The 19,127-nt window shown below is 60.1% G+C and carries 16 protein-coding genes; 9 read left to right on the top strand and 7 right to left on the bottom strand.

Annotation, left to right across the window (positions count from 1 at the left end; all coding sequences use genetic code 11):
- Positions 1-403 precede the first annotated feature (403 nt).
- On the top strand, positions 404-1,651 hold the full coding sequence (locus H0921_RS08850) for a hypothetical protein (protein WP_194537709.1): 1,248 nt from the start codon (positions 404-406) through the stop codon (positions 1,649-1,651).
- A 94-nt stretch (positions 1,652-1,745) separates the two neighbouring features.
- On the opposite strand, the gene recD2 is transcribed toward H0921_RS08850, so the two are convergent.
- From recD2 to H0921_RS08865, 3 genes are all read right to left on the bottom strand, one after another.
- Complete coding sequence (gene recD2, locus H0921_RS08855) at positions 1,746-4,166, bottom strand: SF1B family DNA helicase RecD2 (RefSeq protein WP_228499280.1); 2,421 nt, start codon at positions 4,164-4,166, stop codon at positions 1,746-1,748.
- A gap of 119 nt (positions 4,167-4,285) precedes the next feature.
- Complete coding sequence (locus tag H0921_RS08860) at positions 4,286-4,903, bottom strand: hypothetical protein (RefSeq protein ID WP_194537710.1); 618 nt, start codon at positions 4,901-4,903, stop codon at positions 4,286-4,288.
- A gap of 314 nt (positions 4,904-5,217) precedes the next feature.
- Positions 5,218-5,988 (bottom strand): CoA-transferase subunit beta, encoded by a 771-nt coding sequence (locus tag H0921_RS08865; RefSeq protein WP_194537711.1) that lies wholly within the window; start codon positions 5,986-5,988, stop codon positions 5,218-5,220.
- Positions 5,989-6,268: 280 nt separating this feature from the next.
- On the opposite strand from H0921_RS08865, the gene H0921_RS08870 reads away from it, so the two are divergent.
- Positions 6,269-7,264: an acyl-CoA desaturase gene (locus H0921_RS08870; RefSeq protein ID WP_315851868.1), complete on the top strand. Its 996-nt coding sequence runs from the start codon at positions 6,269-6,271 to the stop codon at positions 7,262-7,264.
- Between the two features lie 292 nt (positions 7,265-7,556).
- On the top strand, positions 7,557-8,408 hold the full coding sequence (locus H0921_RS08875) for a DUF1559 family PulG-like putative transporter (RefSeq protein WP_194537712.1): 852 nt from the start codon (positions 7,557-7,559) through the stop codon (positions 8,406-8,408).
- Between the two features lie 138 nt (positions 8,409-8,546).
- On the opposite strand, the gene H0921_RS08880 is transcribed toward H0921_RS08875, so the two are convergent.
- The 3 genes from H0921_RS08880 to H0921_RS08890 form a co-directional block, all read right to left on the bottom strand.
- The gene (locus H0921_RS08880) at positions 8,547-9,821 is read right to left on the bottom strand and encodes a PQQ-binding-like beta-propeller repeat protein (RefSeq protein WP_228499282.1); all 1,275 of its coding nucleotides are present in this window, start codon (positions 9,819-9,821) and stop codon (positions 8,547-8,549) included.
- 420 nt (positions 9,822-10,241) lie between these two features.
- Positions 10,242-10,490, bottom strand: a complete 249-nt coding sequence (locus H0921_RS08885) for a hypothetical protein (protein WP_194537713.1) — start codon at positions 10,488-10,490, stop codon at positions 10,242-10,244.
- A 115-nt stretch (positions 10,491-10,605) separates the two neighbouring features.
- The gene (locus H0921_RS08890; RefSeq protein WP_228499284.1) at positions 10,606-11,163 is read right to left on the bottom strand and encodes a peroxiredoxin; all 558 of its coding nucleotides are present in this window, start codon (positions 11,161-11,163) and stop codon (positions 10,606-10,608) included.
- Positions 11,164-11,528: 365 nt separating this feature from the next.
- Here H0921_RS08890 and H0921_RS08895 point away from each other — a divergent pair, with 365 nt between their 5' ends.
- The 5 genes from H0921_RS08895 (at position 11,529) to H0921_RS08915 (ending at position 15,384) form a co-directional block, all read left to right on the top strand.
- Positions 11,529-12,329 (top strand): MJ0042-type zinc finger domain-containing protein, encoded by an 801-nt coding sequence (locus H0921_RS08895; protein WP_194537714.1) that lies wholly within the window; start codon positions 11,529-11,531, stop codon positions 12,327-12,329.
- Complete coding sequence (locus tag H0921_RS08900) at positions 12,326-12,871, top strand: RNA polymerase sigma factor (RefSeq protein WP_194537715.1); 546 nt, start codon at positions 12,326-12,328, stop codon at positions 12,869-12,871. Before H0921_RS08895 ends, H0921_RS08900 begins: the two co-directional genes overlap by 4 nt.
- The gene (locus H0921_RS08905) at positions 12,861-13,529 is read left to right on the top strand and encodes an anti-sigma factor (RefSeq protein WP_194537716.1); all 669 of its coding nucleotides are present in this window, start codon (positions 12,861-12,863) and stop codon (positions 13,527-13,529) included. The genes H0921_RS08900 and H0921_RS08905 overlap by 11 nt, the downstream gene beginning before the upstream one ends.
- Positions 13,530-13,557: 28 nt before the next feature.
- Positions 13,558-14,136: a coiled-coil domain-containing protein gene (locus H0921_RS08910; RefSeq protein ID WP_194537717.1), complete on the top strand. Its 579-nt coding sequence runs from the start codon at positions 13,558-13,560 to the stop codon at positions 14,134-14,136.
- A 195-nt stretch (positions 14,137-14,331) separates the two neighbouring features.
- Positions 14,332-15,384 (top strand): class I SAM-dependent methyltransferase, encoded by a 1,053-nt coding sequence (locus H0921_RS08915; RefSeq protein ID WP_194537718.1) that lies wholly within the window; start codon positions 14,332-14,334, stop codon positions 15,382-15,384.
- Between the two features lie 95 nt (positions 15,385-15,479).
- On the opposite strand, the gene H0921_RS08920 is transcribed toward H0921_RS08915, so the two are convergent.
- The gene (locus H0921_RS08920; RefSeq protein WP_194537719.1) at positions 15,480-17,516 is read right to left on the bottom strand and encodes a preprotein translocase subunit SecA; all 2,037 of its coding nucleotides are present in this window, start codon (positions 17,514-17,516) and stop codon (positions 15,480-15,482) included.
- Between the two features lie 438 nt (positions 17,517-17,954).
- On the opposite strand from H0921_RS08920, the gene H0921_RS08925 reads away from it, so the two are divergent.
- On the top strand, positions 17,955-19,013 hold the full coding sequence (locus H0921_RS08925; protein ID WP_194537720.1) for an LOG family protein: 1,059 nt from the start codon (positions 17,955-17,957) through the stop codon (positions 19,011-19,013).
- The last annotated feature ends 114 nt before the right edge of the window (positions 19,014-19,127 follow it).

A 19,127-nucleotide genomic window follows, 5' to 3' on the forward strand; every position in this document is an offset into this window, starting at 1 on the left:
CATTCGCCTTCTGGTCCGGTAGGCTGGACTTTGATTGCGATAGGTGTTGGTTTAGGTTGGTTCTTTGGACAAGCTAATTGGAAGAAGTGTGCGGCGTTTGTGATGAAGTGCACGGTGTTTGTGATTCAGATGCATCTGCTGAAAGTGCAGGCGCTCCAAGCGGCAGGCGTCAGCGAAAAGAAGATTTTCGGGAAGAAGAAGTAAACCGCAATCGACCTCAAGCTTGGGGAAAGCATGAAACAAAATCCCGGTCTTTTCTCCAAATAATCTCACAGCGCAAGCGAATACCCACCCCAGAAGCCATAAAGATTGGGGGTTGCTCCTTGACCATCCCCTTGGGGCGTTGGAATGGTGATGAACTAGGAATGGGATTTGTGACTTCCTAGTAACCGGAGGGCTTGTCATGAACCGCACCAGTTCCTTGTCTGTTGTGCTGGGGTCCAGCTTGGCCTGTGTGTTCCTGCTCCCATCACTAACCTGGGCCCAGGAAACCAAGGATACCCTCCAGCAGGGAGAGTCCTTGCAGCCGGGGCAAAAGCTGGTCTCGCAAAACGGCCAGTTTGAACTCGTCATGCAAAACGATGGCAATCTCGTCTTGTACAAGGTTTGGGAAGGAGCACGTGAGGCCGTATGGGATAGCGGCAGCTGTGGTCATCCTGGCAGCTATTGCATCCTGCAACAGGATGATGGCCATTTCGTTATTTACAATAAGGCAGGTAAAGATATTTGGGCCAATTGGAGATTTGGAGGTAGAAAATTAGTCGTTCAAAATGACGGGAATGTGGTCATTTACAACAGCAAAGGCGAGGCAAGATGGGCTACGATGACGCTTTTTCCTGACTATAACAGATACAAGAAGGCCTTGGCTGGCATAGCTCCCCTTGTCAAACCCAATGATTATTGGACGACTGAGGATTTCAACACGTTTCTTGACAGTTTGCCAAAATTATCACTGCTGTCACTCAAACAATCGCTAGGATTGATTGATGAAAATAAAAAACCAAATCTAACGTATAATGCTAATTCTTACAAAATCAAGGAAGAGCTACTAAATGCATCAAATAATATATTGATACGTTGGTTTAAAGATCCGAACAATATAGACTATCATGAGATTGTGCAATGGGTAGCAGGCAAGCTCGAAATCGACAAGGAGAAGATCGCGAATTATTCAACCTTCATGCTAGAACGAGAGATTCTAGAACAGATGTTTGTCAAGATATGGGATGGACTCAGTAAGGAACAAAGAGAAGAATTACTCAACCAACTCGACCCCAATGGAAAAATCCAGGATAAAGCCGGTATAGCCGCATTATCCGGTGCCGCCGCACTCGCCGCCCTTTCAGCCACCGTATATTTCACAGGATTTGCATTCTACACAACCATGTCTGTCGTCATATACACCGTGGCCGGCTTCTTTGGACTTACTATTCCCTTCGCCGGTTACATCGGTGCCTCGTCTCTTGTCGCCCTACTCTCTGGCCCCGTAGGTTGGGTTCTAATCGCAGTTGGAGCGATTGTGGGGATAGGCTTACTAGGGCGTGCTGATTGGAAAAAGTGTGCGGCGTTTGTGATTCAGATGCATCTGCTGAAAGTGCAGGCGCTCCAAGCGGCAGGCGTCAGCGAAAAGGAGATTTTCGGCGGGAAGTAAGTGACGTCGCCCGTCAACCTCAAACCGCCCGCCTGAAGCCACCCAGGCCCATCCGCGAGGCATACTGCACGGAAGCACCCCTAACCCACCGCCGTCATCCCCATGTCTGTAGAGGCAGCAGGCGTTGCAGGCGATAGGCTAGCAAGGACCAGCGCTGGGTGGTTTCGCAGTTCATCACGGCTCGCCAAAGGGCTTTGCGCGAACCGACGAGGACGACCAGGCGCCGGCCCCGCGTGATGGCGGTGTACAACAGGTTGCGCTGCAACATCGTGTAATGCTGGGTATGCAAGGGCATGACGACGGCGGGATACTCGCTCCCCTGGCTTTTGTGCACCGTGCAGGCGTAGGCCAGTTGTAACTCATCCAGGTCCGCGAAGTCATAGTCCACCAGTCGCCCGTCGAAATCGACGAGTACGATTTGCTCTTCGGCATCGATGGCGTGAATCCGGCCGATATCGCCGTTGTAAACGTCGCGCTGATAGTTGTTGCGGATTTGCATGACCTTGTCCCCCAGCCGATAGATCGTCTCATAGCGGCGGACTTCGGGACGATCAGGGGCCGGTGGATTGAAGAGCTGCTGCAATTCCCGGTTGAGGTTCAACGCGCCAAGTTCTGTTTTGACCTGGGGTGTCAAGACTTGGATGTCTTGCACAGGGTCGAAGCCAAATTTACGGGGGATGCGTTCCACGAGGAGTTGCCGGAGGGTTTGCAAAATGGCGGGTGGGTCCGTGGCTTCGATGAAGAAGAAATCGCCGTCGCTGCTTGGTGCGGAAGCCGGTAGCTCGCCGTGCAAGACGGCATGGGCCGCCCGCACGATCCAGCTTCCCTGGGCCTGGCGGTGCACCTCGGTCAAGCGCACGACGGGAACCACCTGGGACGCGAGGCAATCCGCCAGCACCGCACCGGGGCCGACGGAAGGGAGTTGATCCACATCCCCCACGAGGACCAGGCACGCCCAGGGCGGTACCGCCTGCACCAGGCGATGCATCAGAACCACATCGACCATCGAGGTCTCATCGACGACAACTAGATCGGTGTCCAGCGGGTTATTGCGGTGGCGGCGGAAGGAGTTGGTGGCGGCGTCATACTCTAGCAGGCGATGGAGGGTCCGAGCTTCACGGCCGGTGGCTTCACTGAGGCGCCGAGCTGCGCGACCCGTCGGCGCTGCCAGATGGATGCGCAATCCCTTGGCGGCGAACAGGTGCAGGAGAGCTTTCACAAGCGTGGTCTTGCCCGTCCCCGGACCGCCCGTGATGATGAGGACTTTGTGCTGCACGGCGGCCCGCAGAGCGGCCTGCTGTCCCGGCGCCAGTTGCAATCCCAGGCTCTGCTCTGCCCAGGAGATGGCGGCTGCGACATCAGTCGGCGGCAGGGGATGGGGCGAGCGCAACAATTCGGCCAACCTGTGGGCCAGTCCGTGTTCCGCCAGGAAAAGTGGCTTGAGGAACAGGAGCGTGGCATCGCGCCCCTCCTCATCGGGTAAATCCTCGTCCCAGCCGCCAGGATCGCTCTCTTCCCCCTGCCCATTGGCCGTGTGCCGAGAAGACCCCACGGCCTCCGAAGAGGGCGTGCCTGTCGCCTCCCGCGTCGAGGGGGAAGCCGAGGCATGAAGCCGAGACTGTGCCTCCTCGTCCGTCTCAAGTTGATACAACCCCCCGGTTCCTTTCGGTGCTCTGCGGATACGCCCCGGACTGTCCCGGATGACTTCGTCGCGGTAGCAGAGTTGATTGATGGCCGCGGTGATGATACTGGAGGGAATGTGTGTCAGGGCGACAGCCCGTTCGCGCACCACTTCTTCCGGCAGGGCGACATGGCCGTCATTTGTGGCCTCGTTCAGGACGTGGCGAACGGCGGCCTCGGCACGATGCGGCGAATGGGGCGGCACACCCAGCTTGAGGGCTAAGGCATCCGCGGTGGCAAAGCCGATGCCCCAGATGTCCGTGCACAACCGATAAGGATTGGCGCGGATCAACTCGATGGCTTGCTCCCCGTAGGCTTTGTAGATGCGATGAGCGCGGGCCGTCCCAATGCCGTGACTGTGCAAAAACACCAAGATTTGACGAACGGTTTTCTGTTCAACCCAGCTCTGGCGGATGCGTTCAATGATTTTCGGTCCGATCCCCGGCACCTGGGCGAGAAAAGCGGGGGACTGATCGATCACCTCCAGGGTGCGCTCCTTGAAGTGGGCGACGATGCGCCGGGCCAGTTGCGGGCCAATCCCCTTGATGCGTCCCGAAGCTAGGTATTTCTGGATTCCCTCGATGGTGTGGGGTGGAGTGGTCCGCAGTTCCGAGGCGCGAAATTGGCGGCCATGATTGCGGTCCAGAACCCATTCCCCGATGGCGGTCAGATATTCGCCCACCGCCACCTGCTGGCTGTAACCCACGACGGTGATCAATTCCCGCTGGTTCCGCACCTGAACCCGCAGGACGCAATAACCCGTCTCCGGATTATGGAAGGTGATCCGTTCGATCACTCCCTGCAATTGCTCCGCCACCGTTGGCACCGTCTCCATCCCGCGATTCCCGACGATCCCGCGCCATCTATCCTAAGCCACTTCATCGAGGAGTTTTCCTTTTCCAGCGTAGCGACCCTGGGTGCGGAAGCGATGTCGGTTGTTCTCGTTCCAGCCAGTCAGCGGCGGGCCTGTCGCTCCTCTTCAGCCCCCAGGAGGTAAAGGAAGCTGGTTAACTCCTGGGCAAAATGGGGCTGGGTGTGGTGAATATGATCCGCCTCGCAGATCAGCGGCAAGCGGCGGCAGCGGGGAATCCCCCACCGGCTCAAGCAGCGCTGGAAGGGCCGCAGATGGGGGGAGTAAACATGCACGAGTTTGTGTTCATCGAGCTGCAACTCGGCGGGCCGGCGCCGGTTGATCACGGCAATCGCCGTGCAGCCATCGTGCATCAGCAATTGTTCAAACTCCCACAGATGGCTGATCAACACGACCTGATCGATTCCCTCCCGCCGCCAGAGACGGGACTGCCCCCACCCCAAGCCGTGGGTCGATTCCACAACAACATCCCCACAGTCCCCGATGAGGGAAACTAGTTCCAAGAACACCTCGAAGAGATGCTCTGCGGACACCGCGGCGGAGAGCATTGGCATGCGCAGGGTTCCGGCCTGAAAGACTGCCAGGCGATACCCTTGCTGCGGTTGCAGCATCGCCTGCGGGGCCGGGCGGACGGCTTGAGTCAATTGAAAGGATGGCGGGCCGTAAACTTTCCACCGATGAGTCAGGGATCGGGAATTCACAGCACCCCCCGTAACGCTTGGGTCCATGCAAGGGAATGTTCACTTCCGTGGCGGCTCGTCTGGCCGGGTGCGGTCGTCCGTCGGGGTGCTCACTTCGGCAGGCCAGAGCGTTCCATAACAAGCATAATCCCTGCGGCGGCGTTCGGGCGTCCCTGCCCGGCTATTTTTCGCTCCCTACAAGTCCGATCGGAAGATTGGCAACGCTTGCAACGATCCTGCCAGCCGAAAGGGCGTCCCAAGGATTTCGCTACTTGACTCCCGAGGCACGGCGTCGATCTTTGAGAAAGGGAAGGTCGTTCAGCCCCGGTACAGGATCAGCCCCGCTGGAGGAGATAGCGGTGGGGATCCACTTCGCGGCGCAGGATGTCCAATTCTTCGGAGGTCGGCGGAGGAGTGGTCAGAAGCGGTTCGTGGATTTGCAACTCAAAGCCGGTAGCCGCTTGCACCTGCTCCAGGGTCACTCCGGGATGGAGGCTCCGCAGGCGCATGCGTTTGGTGTCCGGGTGGAAGTCGAGAACAGCCAGATCGGTGATGACCCGGTGGGGGCCGGTGTTGGGAGGGAGTCCTGCCGCCTCGCGCGCTCCGGGACCGGTGAGATAACCCGGAGTTGTGAGAAAGTCCAGTTTGGGGACGAACTTGCGGCGATCATGCTTGATGATGATCAAAGTCCGCCAGCAAAACGAGGCCAAATCGTTGGCTCCCCCGCTGCCCGGCAAGCGGACCTGGGGGCGGCGGTGCGTGCCGCCAATATACGTGGAGTTAAGATTGCCATACGGATCGATTTGCGCCCCGCTGAGGAACGTATAGTCGATGAGTCCCCGCTGGCAGAATTGCATCACGTCCGCCATGGAGGTGGCCATAACAGCCCGGTGGATGGTGGTGCTATCCCCGACACTCACCGGCATGGTGGGCAGGTGCGGTGCCACCCCTCCCGCCTCGAACAGGATGACCAAATGGGGAGCGTGCCGGCGCTGGGCCAGCATCGCCGCCGCGCAGGGCAAGCCGGTGCCGATCGCGGCCGTCTTGCCATCTTCCAATGCGCGAGCTGCGCAGCAAATCATCAATTCCGTCGCGGTGTATTCCATGCTTCCCCCTCATCAGACAGTTCCGGCCAGAGCACCACTTTCGCTTGGGTCGTTCCTGCCCTCGTCCTTTCAGTCTTCCCTTCCCCTGTACACTCTGACTCTTTGCGGCGAATCCCTCTCACCCCATCTCGCAAAGCTGACCGAAACCATCGTGCTAACCCTCACAATCCCACCCCCTGTTTAATTTTTTCTCGGACAAAGCTAGCCGCGATCCATATTCTGCCACAGTTTGATGCACGGGACGGCCTCTTAGCCTCAGCATAACACAAGGAAACTCATCGTGAATCCTTCTCTGGCGGCGAGCATGACCTTATCTCCAGAAGCGGCACCAACCCCCCGCGGGTATGTGCGCTGGTTTCTGGTGGTGATCCTGACGATTCATCTGCTCGCTTTGACAGCGTTGACGCCGTATCTGTTTGTGTGGTGGGGCTTGTTGCTGGTTTGGGTGGGCAACTTCATCTTTGGCTCGCTGGGAATCAACCTGGGCTATCACCGGATGCTGACGCATGGGGCCGTCCGCTTTCCGCGTCCGCTGGAGCGGCTCTGGGTCCTGCTTGGAGTGTGCAGCCTGGAGGGGTCTCCCTTGTGGTGGGTGTGCACCCATCGCCTGCACCATCAACACAGCGACGACGCCGAGGACCCGCACAGTCCGAGACGGAGTTTTTTCTGGGGACATATGGGCTGGATTTACACGGACGATCCGCGGCGGCATTCCTTGGACGTGTATGCCCGCTACGTTCCCGACCTTCTAAGCGACCGTTTCCTGCGTTGGCTCCATCGCGGCAATCGTTGGTTGATCGTGTGGCTGCTGCATGTCCTGATGCTGGGAGGGCTGAGTTGGGCCGCGGCGGCCTGGCTGGCTTCGGACCAGGCGGGAATGATCCAACTGGCCTTACAGTTGTTTGTTTGGGGCGTGCTGGTGCGAACGGTCTATGTGTGGCACATCACCTGGCTGGTCAACTCCGCCGCTCATCGCTGGGGGTATCGCAACTATCCGACGGCGGATCAGAGCCGCAATAACTGGCTGGTGGCGTTGCTGACCAATGGCGAGGGCTGGCACAACAATCACCACGCCGCCCCCCGCGCCTGCGCTCAAGGCCACAAATGGTGGGAGATCGACCTCACCTTTTCCTTCGTCCGCCTCCTGGAACTGGTAGGACTGGCCTGGGACGTGGCTCCGGTCCGCGTTCCCGCTCATCTCCGCCAAGATGGCTCTGGCACGCCGGAGTACCACAAGCCGCCGAACAATGGCACAGCCTCAGTTCCTGCGCCGTGAGGCACAATTCCCAAATGACCCACCGCTCGGGAGTGATAAAAGGCCAGGGGGTCGGCGCGGTCAGAGGGGACCATTTTCAGGATTTTCTCATTTTGTCGCTTGACATCCGTGGCAAAAGCTGCCTAGATAATCACGAGCCACACGTTCAGCGACTCGCACTGTTGATCTGAGGGTGGTTATCCGGCCGTTTGTGAGGCGGAGGCCCAGCAACGGCTGGATGGCGTGCACCTGTCCAGGTCGAACGTGTGGAAGCGGAGCAGCCCCTGAAGTAACTCTCCACGGGGAGATTCCCATGGTCCGGCGGTCCCGCCGGGGGATGACCCTTCTGGAAGTGCTATGCACCGTGGCGATCGCAGCGGTGGTGCTGGGATTGTTTCTGCCCGCGGTCCAGAAAGTGCGCGAGGCGTCGGCCCGGTTGCAATGCGCCCATCATTTGCGGCAGATGGCCTTGAGTTTCCATCATCATCATGACGCCCACGGTTATTACCCTCTGGGGGGCACCCATGTGCCGCCGCGCTTCCCGGCCACGGCGGATTTTACAGCCGTGACCCCGGCGGCCCGCTTGCGCTCCTGGAGTTGGGCTTACGCCATCCTGCCCTTCCTCGAGCAGTCCACGCTCTATCAACACCCGAACAGCCACGTAGTCAAGGGAACGGCTGTGGCTATCTACTACTGCCCGACGCGCCGCAAGCCGCAGTTATACGATGGCTATGCCCGGATAGACTATGCAGGCAACGCCGGGGATCATCCGCTAGGTCTCAATGGCCTGGTGGCGCGCACCGGCCACGGGGTCGTTCGCGTGGCGGACATTCTCGACGGCAGCAGTCATACTGTGCTAATCGGGGAAAAACAGCTCAACCGGGCGATGCTGGGCTATGCGGCGGACGATAACGAGCCGTATCCCATCACCGGCTGGAATGATGACTGGGACGTGTATCGCTGGGGCGCCGAGCCGCCTGCTCCGGACTATTCCGCTCCAGGCCGTCTGGAAGGGTCCCGTGTATTCGGTTCCGCTCATGCCAACGGCTTCTACGCCGCCTTTGCCGATGGTTCCGTTCGTTTCCTGCGCTATACCATTCCGTCCGAGATCTGGCGCCGGGCCTGCGTCCGTAACGACAGGCACGTCGTTCCGCTCAACGACTAGTCTGCGGAGATCGGGAAAAACGGCACCGCGATCGGTTCTCGCTTCGCTGCCGCGGCTCGGCTTCCTGCTGCCAAGTGGAACCTAGCTTCGCCTTCCCAGGTGAAGACGAGCAGCGGAAGCCCCTTCTTCCCACTCCGCTTAGTGTCGGGAAGCCGTGGTTTCGGCAATGCGATAGATCGCCTTCTCTGTCCGGAGAATCAAGGCATCGCCATCGACCGCCGGGCTGGCCAGAATGCGCTCCGGCAACCGGTTGCGTGCCAGTTCCTCGAAGGTATTCCCCGCCTTCAGGACGATCGTGACCCCCTCCTCGTCACAAAAGTAGAGGCGGCCCGAGGCATGTATGGGGGAGGCGGAAAATGCCCGGCCCACCCGTTCGCTCCAGACCTCCCGCCCATTGCGGGCTTCCAGGCAAGTCACCTGGCCATCATCAGAGGCCAAATACAAGTAATCTCCGACGACCAACGGCGAGGCATTCCGCGGCACTGCCTTCTTACTCATCCAAACCACATGGGTATTGGTGACATCCCGGCGTCCATCGGGGCGGATGGCGTAGAGCAGCGGTGAGTCATACCCGGTGGAAAGGAAGACCAAACCGTGGGCATACACCGGCCGGGGAACCACGGAGTAACCCTCGTAACGGACGCGCCAGATTTCTTGACCCGTGGCCGGGTCCAAGGCCATGACCACGTCGCTGCCCGGACAGATGAGCTGCTGCCGTCCCTGGACGGTGATGAGCGTGGGCGTGCAGAAAGAAAACGGCTTTTTGGGCCGGGCATTGCGAGGCGTGCGCCAAGCGATGGAACCATCGCGCCGATCCAAGGCTACGACCAGTTGCTGATCCGCACCGTCGATGCAGAAAATCAAATGTCGGCCGACCAGCACGGGGGAACCGCCGTTTCCATGCACCGGTTGATAGCGCAGGCTTTGCTGCCGCCACAAACACCGCCCCGTCTGAGCGTCCAGACAAGCCGTGCCCATGTGCCCGAAATGGACGAACACCTCCCCGCTCTCCACGACCGGCGTCGGACTCGCATGGCTATTCTTCGGATGAATCCGCGGCGCCGTCGCCCCATCCTGATGGAACACCTCGACATCCCAGAGCACTTTGCCGGTCGCGGCTTCCAGGCACAGGGCACGCAGCGAATGATCTCCGTTGTTCCCCTGCGGCACCGCTGTGGTCACGTAAATCCGTCCTTGGGACAGTACCGGGGACGACCAACCTTTGCCGGGTATCTCCTGGCGCCAGACGATATTCTCCGTGCGGCTCCAATTCAGCGGCAGCCGAGCCGAGCCGGCCTGCCCATCCGCCGTCGGACCCCGAAACTGATACCACTCCGCCCCCAGGCCCGCCACAGCTCCCGCAAGCCATGCTACGCCTGCCACGCCGACCCAAACCATTCGCTTTCTGAACATGACCAACATGCTCCCCTCTTTTTGGTGAACAAGCCCCTTGACAAAGTCCCAGGATTGCACCTGTGTTGCTCCGGCTGTTCTGTTTCACCGGGTATTCTGTTTCAGCCTGCGTTTCTGAGGAGTCCCCATATCCTGGAACGTCCCGACGCGTTGACTCCATCGCGCCCCGACCGCCCGATTTCGGACCGCCCCTCCTCAGCCTGGCCTGATATTTGGCGCACTTCCGGACGATCTTCGACTCCGCCAGGCGGGAAGCTATCGGACAGAGCTTGGCCATTTCCGCGTCGAAACGGCTGGGGATTTCCCACTCCAGCGCTGCCACGGCCGAGGATTTCCAAGTCTTCCCTCACAGGGGCAGCAAAACACACTCCCAACCTCATGCCACAAACACGGAACACGGAGTGATCCGAATAGAGCGCTTCATGCCGGCGGGTCCCTGGCCTGTCTGGGGGAAGCCGACGAGGGAGGGGAAGGGGTCGGCGGTCCCGGCTGCGGCGGATGAGAAACGGAAGGGGAAGGATTCACCGGGCAAGTAGCCGGATTCAGAGGCGGCTGTTCCTGCAACCCTTCGCAGCAGTTCCACTCTCCGAAGCCGCCGCATTCGGGACAGGGCAGCAGTTGCCCGTTGACACGGATCAGGTGCTGGCCGTGGCAGACCGGGCAGATCATGCTGCACTCCCCAAATCCTTGCCGCTGGGGGCTGCCTCCGCCCTCCGCCGCCCACGGTCACCCACCGCCGCAGGAGGTCTTCCCCGGAGGCCGTCCCGATTCCATTTCCCCCGGCTCAGGACAGACTCTTGACAAACGCCAGCACCTCCTTGGGGTGCGAGTTGACGTTCACCTTGTCATAAATTTTGGCGATCTTGCCTTGCTTGTCGATGACGAAGGTGACGCGCTTGGGGGTCTTACCCGTCGGGCTGGAGAGAATGCCCAGTTGCTTGATCAGTTCCAAGTTGGTGTCACACAGCAAGGGATAGGGCAGCATGTGGGTGTCGATGAACTTCTGCTGCAATTGCCGGTCATCCGCACTGGCTCCGAGCACTACGACGTCCTTGGGGAACTCGCCGATGATGTCCCGGAAGCCGCACGATTCCACCGTGCATCCCTTCGTCAACGCCTTCGGATAGAAGAAGATGACGACGGTCTTCCCTTTCAAGTCGGCGATCGACAGGGTCTTCTTGCCCGTAATACCGGCTTTCTCGATCTGCACTGCTTCCAGCGGCACGTTCGGGAAGGGGTCTCCCACTTTCACTTTCAGTTGCGTATCATCCGCCACGGCGGTGAACCCCCAACACAAGGTCACAACAGCGGTCAGACTCCCCAGGCGCATGCAGCGTGTCATGGCATGGACTCCTTACACATACGGATACGGAAAGGCAAATTCGGCGGGTCCCCTGTATCCAAGCCGAATTCATCTTCCGGCTCATGCAGGGGCGTTGCCATTGTCCGCAAAGCGACGCTCCCCGACAAGGGGGGAAGAGTCGATTCTCGACGGAATACCCCGGCGCGAACCTGTCGTTGACCCCTGACTACTGTTCCGTTTACCCCTGACTACCCTGACAGGGGTTGGCCACGCCCTTGCAGCGGCTTCATGCCGGCAGACTCTCCCCCTGGCAAAGGATGAGAAACTGGTGTAAGATGGAATCGGCTTTATACTCGTGCGTTTAATCTGTTTTTCCGAACCTCTGTCCTCTATGGAACGGTCTTATGGCTGTGTCGTATACGTGTCCGTCCTGCCGGACAACGCTGCGGACTGCCCAAGCGGTCCCAGCCGGTAAGTCGATCAAGTGTCCTAAATGCGGTCATGTGTTTGCACCGGCCGCTGCTCGGAACCCTTCCTCAACCGGGGCCGCCGCTGCGACCGCGAGTGCCGCGGCCAAAGCGGAGAAGCCGCCCGGACCGGACGTCTTCAAATTGGCGGATGATGATCCCCCCCCGGCGCCCCCTCCGCCTAAGCCTTTTGTCGACGACGAGGAAGAAGGGGGACGGCCGAAAGCCTACGGCGTCATCGTCGAATCGCAGGAAGAGCTAGCGAAAATCGAGAAAAACAAGCCGAAGTTCGACATCCAGGACCGTTTCAAGAAAAGCGCCCGCGGTCCCGCCCAGGCCATGCTGGTCTTTCCCAGCAACTTGCTGACCATGCAAGGGCTAATTACGCTGGTCGCAGCGATCGGCATTTTCATCTACGGAATGTGGCCCTTGGTCTTCAATGACGCGCCGCCCAGTGATGAAGAGGTGGAAGAGGCCGTACTCACGATGATTTTGGGCTTGCTGACCTTCGGCTGGGCCGCCCTCATCCTGTATGGCGCCAGTGAAATGCAGCAAGTCAACTCTTACCTTTGGGCCATGGTCGGTTCCATCGCGGCTATCTTGCCGTTATTGATCGGTTTGTACGGCATTGTCATGTTGCTCAACCCCAAGGTGAAAGCCGGCTTTGAGGAAGCCGAAGCCGGACCGGACGACGATGAGGAAGACGACGATTCCGACGAGGATGAGGACGACGAATGACACCCCCCACGGATGCGGAACTGGTCGAGCGCTTTGTCCGCCAGCGCGAGGCAGCGGCCCTGGAAGAGCTGCTCCGCCGTTACGAAGAACCCCTGTTTCGCTTTCTCTACGGCGTATTGCGGGACCATCACGCCGCAGAGGACGTTCTTCAGGAGACCTTCGTCCAGGCGCTGCGTTCCTTGGAGGGGGTCCGGCCTGAGGGGATTCGAGGCTGGCTCTTTACCGTGGCTCATCAGCAAGCCGCGCTGTGGAAGCGCCGCCGCCGGAATTGGCCGGCATTACTGGCTGAGGATGTCGATCTCCCCTCCACGGCTGCGCCCGAAGCTGAGTTGGAGCAGGCGGAGGAAAGCGTGTGGATTCGGCAAAGCCTGCGGCTGCTCCCTGTCGTGCAACAAGAGGCGCTGCACGCCCGCTACTATGAGGGGAAAAAGTTTCGAGAAATCGCCGCGTCTTTGGGGTGTCCCTTAGGCACCGTGTTGGCCCGGCTCCACGCGGGATTGAAGAAACTCCGGCAGATGTGGGAGGAACGCCATGGCCGCTGACGCGACGCTCCGAGATCAGGCCTTGCGTTATGCCGCGGGGGAACTCTCTCCGATCGAAGCGGCCGCCTTCGAGGCGCGATTGGCCAGTGATCCCGCAGCCCGCGAAGCTGTAGCGGAAGCCGTCCGCCTGTCCGCCGCCGTTCTCCATTGTCCCCCACCCGCACCGGATGCTTCTTTCCGCGCCGCGGCCTGTGAGCGTTTGCTCCACCCACGCCGCCCGCGTTGGCTTTCCCGGCGGGCCTACCCCGGCCATCCCCTCCTCTGGGCCGCTTTGGGAGCTGCCACGATCACTGCCTTCGCCCTGCTTCTGACGCTTATCCCTCGGCCGGCTCCGTCCCCGATCCCGAATCCTGCGCAGCCCGCCTCCTCCCCCGACAGCGCCGCGGCGCCCGATTCACCTCTCTCCTCCACCGCGCTATCCGCCCGGAGAGACGAGGAACCACCTTCGGCGACCGCAGTAGCCGCCCGGTCTGCGCCGAACACCGAGGAGGACCATCCTCCCATGAGCGTGGCTGAGTTATGGGCCGACATGAGTACTCCCGAACGTGTGGAAAAGACCCGCGACGAAGAGCTGCGTTGGCGGCAGAAACTCCGCGAACGGGGAGCCTATGCCTCCCCCCGCTTTCCCACCCCGGACGCTGCCATCGAGACACGCTGACCGCCCTGCCTTGTGGGGATTGCCAACCATGAGGGGTATTTGTCACCGCTTGGGGACCGCTACGGTCCTCGTTACTTCGCTGACAGCGCTGACCTGCCTATGTCCTTCCATCCCTCCGGCGGAAGCTGCCCCGCTTCCCCGCTTCACCGAAGAGCGGGAAGCAGCCGCTCTCCACTTCGTCCGCAAGCATTGTCCAGAATTGCTCCCCCTGCTCGAAGAACTCAAACGGACCAATCGGCCTCTCTACGAACGGCAAATCCTCGAAACCTTCCAGGTTACGGAACTTCTGGCAGACCTGCTCGACGACCCCAAACGTTATGAGGTCGAACTCCGCATCTGGAAAACCGAAAATCAAGCGATGGTCCTTGTAGCCCAGCTCACCACTGCCAAACCCGAAGAACGTGACTCGCTCGATCAACGCCTCCAACACCTCGCCCGCGAACTGATCGAACTCGAAGCCCAAGCCATCGAGTGCCGCATCGAATTGCTCCAGGCCGAGTTGGCTTTCCATAAAGAAGAACTGGCCAAACATCGGGATCAAATCGACCGCTTGGCGCGCGAACGCTACGAAGCTCTCCTGGAAAAGGCCCGGAAGAAGAAACCCTGACGCCGCACGATCGCCGGTTCGTCTCCCCGCGGTCAGGTCTGCCTCCCTCGACGAATACGGGGAGAGCGATCAACAAGATCGCCGCCTACCGCCGCTCTCGCTTCCGGCCTTGTGGCTTTGTTTCTCATGCGCGAGTTTCCCATTCATCTCTTGGGAATCAGCGGTGGCATAAAATAAAGTGTCATGAAGCGCGCGATGAAACATCTGGCCCCCCTGTACGCCAAAGTCGCAGCACGGGTGCAACCGCCGGTCTGTATCGCTTTGGGTCCTCCTTGGCCGGTCGCCCAATTGGTCCAGACTATCGCCTTACCCGACACCGTGTGCGTGCAGATGGACCTGCATCAAGCGGAACGCCTGCGGGATTGCCTCAAGGAGTTGCAAGTCCGTGCGCAGGTAGAAACTGTGGCGGACCTGTGGGACCTGCCGGCGCGGTTTGCAACGGTCATTTTCCCCGCGGCGGCTCACTCCGATCGGGCTTTGAAACAGGATGTGGTCGAGCAGGCTTACCATATTTTGCAACCGGGGGGCACTTTCATTGCCCTGTCCGAGTACGAACGGGATCATCTCTTTGCCCCGTGGCTGAAGAAGCTCTACGGGCGCTGCGGCGCTACGCCAGCCAGTCCCGAAGGGACCGCCATTTTTGCCACCAAGACCGCGGACAACCGCCCCCGTCGCCGACATGAGATCACCTTCCACGCCCGGATCGGGAACGGCCCCTCCGTCCATATCGTCTCTCAACCGGGCACGTTCAGCTATGGCCGATTCGATGAAGGCTCCCGTGCCATGCTGGAAATTGCCGAGATTCGTCCGGGGGATCGGGTGCTGGACCTGGGTTGCGGCAACGGGGCGGTCGGCTGCCTGGCCGGATTACGGGTGGGAGCAGCGGGAAGCGTCACCTTTGTGGACAGCAACCTGCGCGCCATCGCCTTGGCCCAACGGAATGCGACAGCGAATCAGACTCCGCAACCCCGCTTTCTCGCCGCGGCTCGACTGGAGGGGCTAGAACCGGCCAGCTTCGATGTCATCCTGGCTAATCCCCCCTACTACGCCTTGACGGAAATCACCCGCTTGTTCATCGCCGGCGCCCGGCCTCTGCTCGCTCCCGGCGGCCGATACTACCTGGTCACGAAAATGCCTACCGCCGTTGTTCCGATGATCTTCCAGACCTTCGGAGATTGTTCCGTCCATGAAAACCGCGGCTACTCCGTCATCAGTGCTACCCGCGGCCCATCATCATTCCCACGATAGAGGCAGCGAACAAAAAGCAACGGCGTTTCGCCAGGCGAGTAATCAACAGAGGAAGAACTTACATCTTCGCAAGCCAGTCGCTGGCAAGACGAGGATCAATCCACGTACTGGTCGGCGCCGATGTCCTTGAGCCATTCCTGGCGGTTTTTATCGTAATTTTTCAGATCGAGGCGCTGGCGGTAGTGGCGTTTTTCGATGCGCCGTTGGGCCTTGCGGAAGAGGGGGGCAAAGGCGTTCCAATTGCGATTCTGGCCGGAACGCGCCAGGGCTTGCAAGCGGCGCTGTTTCTTTTGCCCCAAGCCTTCCAAGATATGGTCTTCCAGGGAGAGGAAAAATTGGGCGCTGCCGGGGTCGCCTTGCCGTCCTGCCCGGCCGACCAATTGGCGGTCGATGCGTTCTGCTTCGTGGCGTTCCGTAGCGATGACATGCAAGCCGCCTTTTTCAGCCACACCCGGTCCCAGCTTAATGTCCGTGCCCCGGCCGGCCATGTTTGTGGCCACGGTGACCGTGCCCGGTTGGCCGGCGAGGGCCACGATTTCCGCCTCCCGCTGGTTCTGTTCCGCGTTGAGCACCTGATGAGGGATACCCGCCGCGGTGAGTTTCGCCGACAGTTTCTTGGAGGCCTCGACAGTGCGTGTGCCGATCAGGACAGGCCGGCCTTGAGCGAGCATCGCTTGCGTTTCGGCCACGACGGCATCAAATTTGGCATCCTCTGTGGGGAAAATGCGGTCCGGCAGCAAAATGCGGCGGCAGGGCCGATTCGTCGGCACACGTGTCACCCACAGCCCATAGACCCGCCGCAGTTCCCAGAAATTCGGCATCAACGTCCCGCTCATACCCGCCAGTTTCGTGTAGAGGCGGTAGAAGTTCTGGTAGGTAATTTGGGCGGCATGCTCGCTGGGCATATTGATCGGCACGCCCTCTTTTGCCTCAATGGCCTGATGGAGGCCGTCACGCCAGTGGCGATCTGGCATGGGACGGCCGGTGCCCTCGTCGATGATCACGATCTTTTTTTCCGCGCTGATCATGTAGTGCTGGTCCCGGCGGTAGCGGTAATGAGCCAACAAAGCCCGTTCCACCGCTTCAAACATTTTGTCCATTGCTTTGGCATGTTTGCCGGTCGGCGGTTCAGAATAGCGCACCTGCCGCCGCCCCGCGTCCGTCAACTCCAGTTTTTCCTTTTTGGGAACGAAGTAGAAGTGCTCATCGGGAACCAGCGTCCGAGCCACGCGGTCGGCCCAGAGATAGACCACTTGCTCTTCTGGCTCGGCTAGGCGTGTGGGGTTGGCGATGATCATGGGCGTGCGCGCTTCATCGATGAAAATACTGTCGGCCTCGTCCACGATGGCATAAACCAGTCCGCGCTGGACACGGGGATCCAGCCGGGCCGAGTTGTGCTGAGGAAGCCAGGGTGCCCAGAAGGGCGCCGCTGCCGCCTGTCCCCCGCGCAGCTTCATGCGATCGCGCAGGAAGTCGAAGCCGAATTCCGAGGCCGTGCCGTAGGTGATGTCACAGCGGTAGGCCTGGTAGCGCCGCTCATCGTCCATGCGCTGCTGCAAGTAGCCCACGGTCAAACCCAGTTTTTCGTAAACGGGTCCCATCCACTCGGCGTCGCGCCGGGCCAGATAATCGTTGACCGTGGCGATGTGAACTCCTTTACCCGTGAGGGCATTGAGGTAGGCGGGAAGCGCCGCCGTCAGGGTTTTCCCTTCTCCGGTGGCCAGCTCCACCAGTCCGCCGAAGTGCATCACAACCCCTGCGGCCAGTTGCACGTCAAAGGGACGCAAGCCCAGGGTCCGCTGGATCGCTACGCTGACCAAACCGAAGGCCTCCGGCAAGAGCAGGTCCAGATTCCAGCGTCCCCGCGCTTTGCCCCGCAACTGTTGGCTGACTGCCAGTAATTCCTCATCGCTGGTATCGCGGAACCGCTCCTCCCAGTAGCGAATCTGCGGAATCACAAGCGCAGCACGGGCCAGGCGGCGGCGCCAGGGCGGAGCCACCCACGCCAATATCCGGTTCCACCATAACGGCCCTAACCGCCCCGGCACGTTCTCGATCGGCTTGTGCTCGTGGGCCACCCGTTCCGCTGGGAGAAGTGCCGATACGGCCGAGGTCGGTAGCGTCCATCCCATAACTTCACCCAATCTCACGCGGAAGCACTCGCTCCCCACCCTGCAACCTGCTCGAAATCCCCAAGAGGCGAAACCTACCCAAACGGAATCCCTCCTCCCACTTACCAACCATATCCCATCCCCTCCCGCTGCTCAAGCTCACCCCCACCATCCCAGCGAAGTCAGACATCCACGTACCCGCGGTGGACCGGGACAAGCCGCTCTACCTCTGCAAATCTGCGGCTGTCAACATCAGGGATAGGACGGGTTGTTCCACCTCACCTTGTCAATTGTGGCCTAGAATGGTTAGGGTGATCCAACCTTCCGGAACATCCCGGCTTAGAGAGGGGAAGGTTGCCGGTCATACCCCTTGGGGGCCAGCGAATACCGTCTTAGGCCACAAGGCGAAACGTCTATCTGTTGCGAACCTCAACCACGATATTGTTTTATGGAATCACAATGATACAGGAGTCTCAACCGCTACCGCGCACTCCCTTTCATACTTCCCTGGACGGTGAAGGCGGGGAAAGTTCAGCCGCGCGTTCCTCGACCGCACCACCGGATGTAGAGGATTATGCCCTCCAGATCAAGGAAACGGCGGACAAGCTTTTGCACGACCAGGCCAGCCGGGGTGACATGCGCCTGCTGGCCACAGCGGTCCGGGAGCTGCGCTATTGCTTCAAGATTTTTTCTGCCTATCGCCACCGGCGGAAGGTGTCGATCTTCGGTTCTGCTCGGACCCCGCCGCAGCATCCCGCCTACAAGGCGGCGGAAGAGTTCGGACGGCGAATAGCGAGTGCAGGGTGGATGGTCATCACCGGCGCCGGCAGCGGCATCATGGAAGCTGGACATCGCGGCGCGGGACGGGACGCCAGCTTCGGATTGAACATCCTGCTGCCTTTCGAGCAGGCGGCCAATCCCGTGGTCCAGGGCGACCCCAAACTGGTCACCATGCGCTACTTCTTCACCCGCAAGTTGATGTTCATCAAAGAATCCGACGCGGTGGTGCTGTTTCCCGGCGGCTTCGGCACCCACGACGAATGCTTTGAAGCGCTCACCTTGATCCAAACCGGCAAATCACACCTGTTCCCCATCGTTATGGTGGATGAACCGGGAGGAAACTACTGGCAACTATGGCAACGCTTCATCCAGGAAGGACTCGTGGACCGCGGCTACATTTCCCGCCATGATACCTCCCTCTACCGTATCACCGACTCAGTCGAGGAAGCGGTGCGGCAAGTGACCAGCTTTTACCGTGTCTATCACAGTCTACGCTACGTGCGGGGGGAATTGGTTCTGCGCCTGCAACAACCGCTACCTCCCGCCCTGTTGCAACGCATCCGCGAAGAGTTCCGGGACATTCTGAGCGGAGGAGATTTTGAGCTTCTCCCTGGCGCCCTTCCTGAAGAGAGCAATGAACCGGAGCTAGCCCACCTGCCGCGCCTGAAGTTCCGCTTCCAACGGCAAGCCGTCGGACGCCTCCGGCAGCTTGTGGACCTCATCAATGCCGAGGCCTGATCCCTGCCCTTCCAGAGTGCAGCCGAAGCCTGATCTCCGCTCCTCTAAAGTGAGGTGCATTCCCGACCGGAATCGCCGGAACATCGAAGCATCCTCCGGAAGGAGGGGATGAAG

Origin of the sequence: Thermogemmata fonticola, assembly GCF_013694095.1 — a bacterium.
Lineage (GTDB): Bacteria > Planctomycetota > Planctomycetia > Gemmatales > Gemmataceae > Thermogemmata > Thermogemmata fonticola.

Excerpts from the sequence above, each read along its gene's own strand:
- H0921_RS08850 (WP_194537709.1), top strand. The coding sequence starts at position 404 with ATGAACCGCACCAGTTCCTTGTCTGTTGTGCTGGGGTCCAGCTTGGCC.
- recD2 (WP_228499280.1), bottom strand. The coding sequence starts at position 4,166 with ATGGAGACGGTGCCAACGGTGGCGGAGCAATTGCAGGGAGTGATCGAA.
- H0921_RS08865 (WP_194537711.1), bottom strand. The coding sequence starts at position 5,988 with ATGGAATACACCGCGACGGAATTGATGATTTGCTGCGCAGCTCGCGCA.
- H0921_RS08875 (WP_194537712.1), top strand. The coding sequence starts at position 7,557 with ATGGTCCGGCGGTCCCGCCGGGGGATGACCCTTCTGGAAGTGCTATGC.
- H0921_RS08880 (WP_228499282.1), bottom strand. The coding sequence starts at position 9,821 with ATGTTCAGAAAGCGAATGGTTTGGGTCGGCGTGGCAGGCGTAGCATGG.
- H0921_RS08885 (WP_194537713.1), bottom strand. The coding sequence starts at position 10,490 with ATGATCTGCCCGGTCTGCCACGGCCAGCACCTGATCCGTGTCAACGGG.
- H0921_RS08890 (WP_228499284.1), bottom strand. The coding sequence starts at position 11,163 with ATGACACGCTGCATGCGCCTGGGGAGTCTGACCGCTGTTGTGACCTTG.
- H0921_RS08895 (WP_194537714.1), top strand. The coding sequence starts at position 11,529 with ATGGCTGTGTCGTATACGTGTCCGTCCTGCCGGACAACGCTGCGGACT.
- H0921_RS08900 (WP_194537715.1), top strand. The coding sequence starts at position 12,326 with ATGACACCCCCCACGGATGCGGAACTGGTCGAGCGCTTTGTCCGCCAG.
- H0921_RS08905 (WP_194537716.1), top strand. The coding sequence starts at position 12,861 with ATGGCCGCTGACGCGACGCTCCGAGATCAGGCCTTGCGTTATGCCGCG.
- H0921_RS08910 (WP_194537717.1), top strand. The coding sequence starts at position 13,558 with ATGAGGGGTATTTGTCACCGCTTGGGGACCGCTACGGTCCTCGTTACT.
- H0921_RS08915 (WP_194537718.1), top strand. The coding sequence starts at position 14,332 with ATGAAACATCTGGCCCCCCTGTACGCCAAAGTCGCAGCACGGGTGCAA.
- H0921_RS08920 (WP_194537719.1), bottom strand. The coding sequence starts at position 17,516 with ATGGGATGGACGCTACCGACCTCGGCCGTATCGGCACTTCTCCCAGCG.
- H0921_RS08925 (WP_194537720.1), top strand. The coding sequence starts at position 17,955 with ATGATACAGGAGTCTCAACCGCTACCGCGCACTCCCTTTCATACTTCC.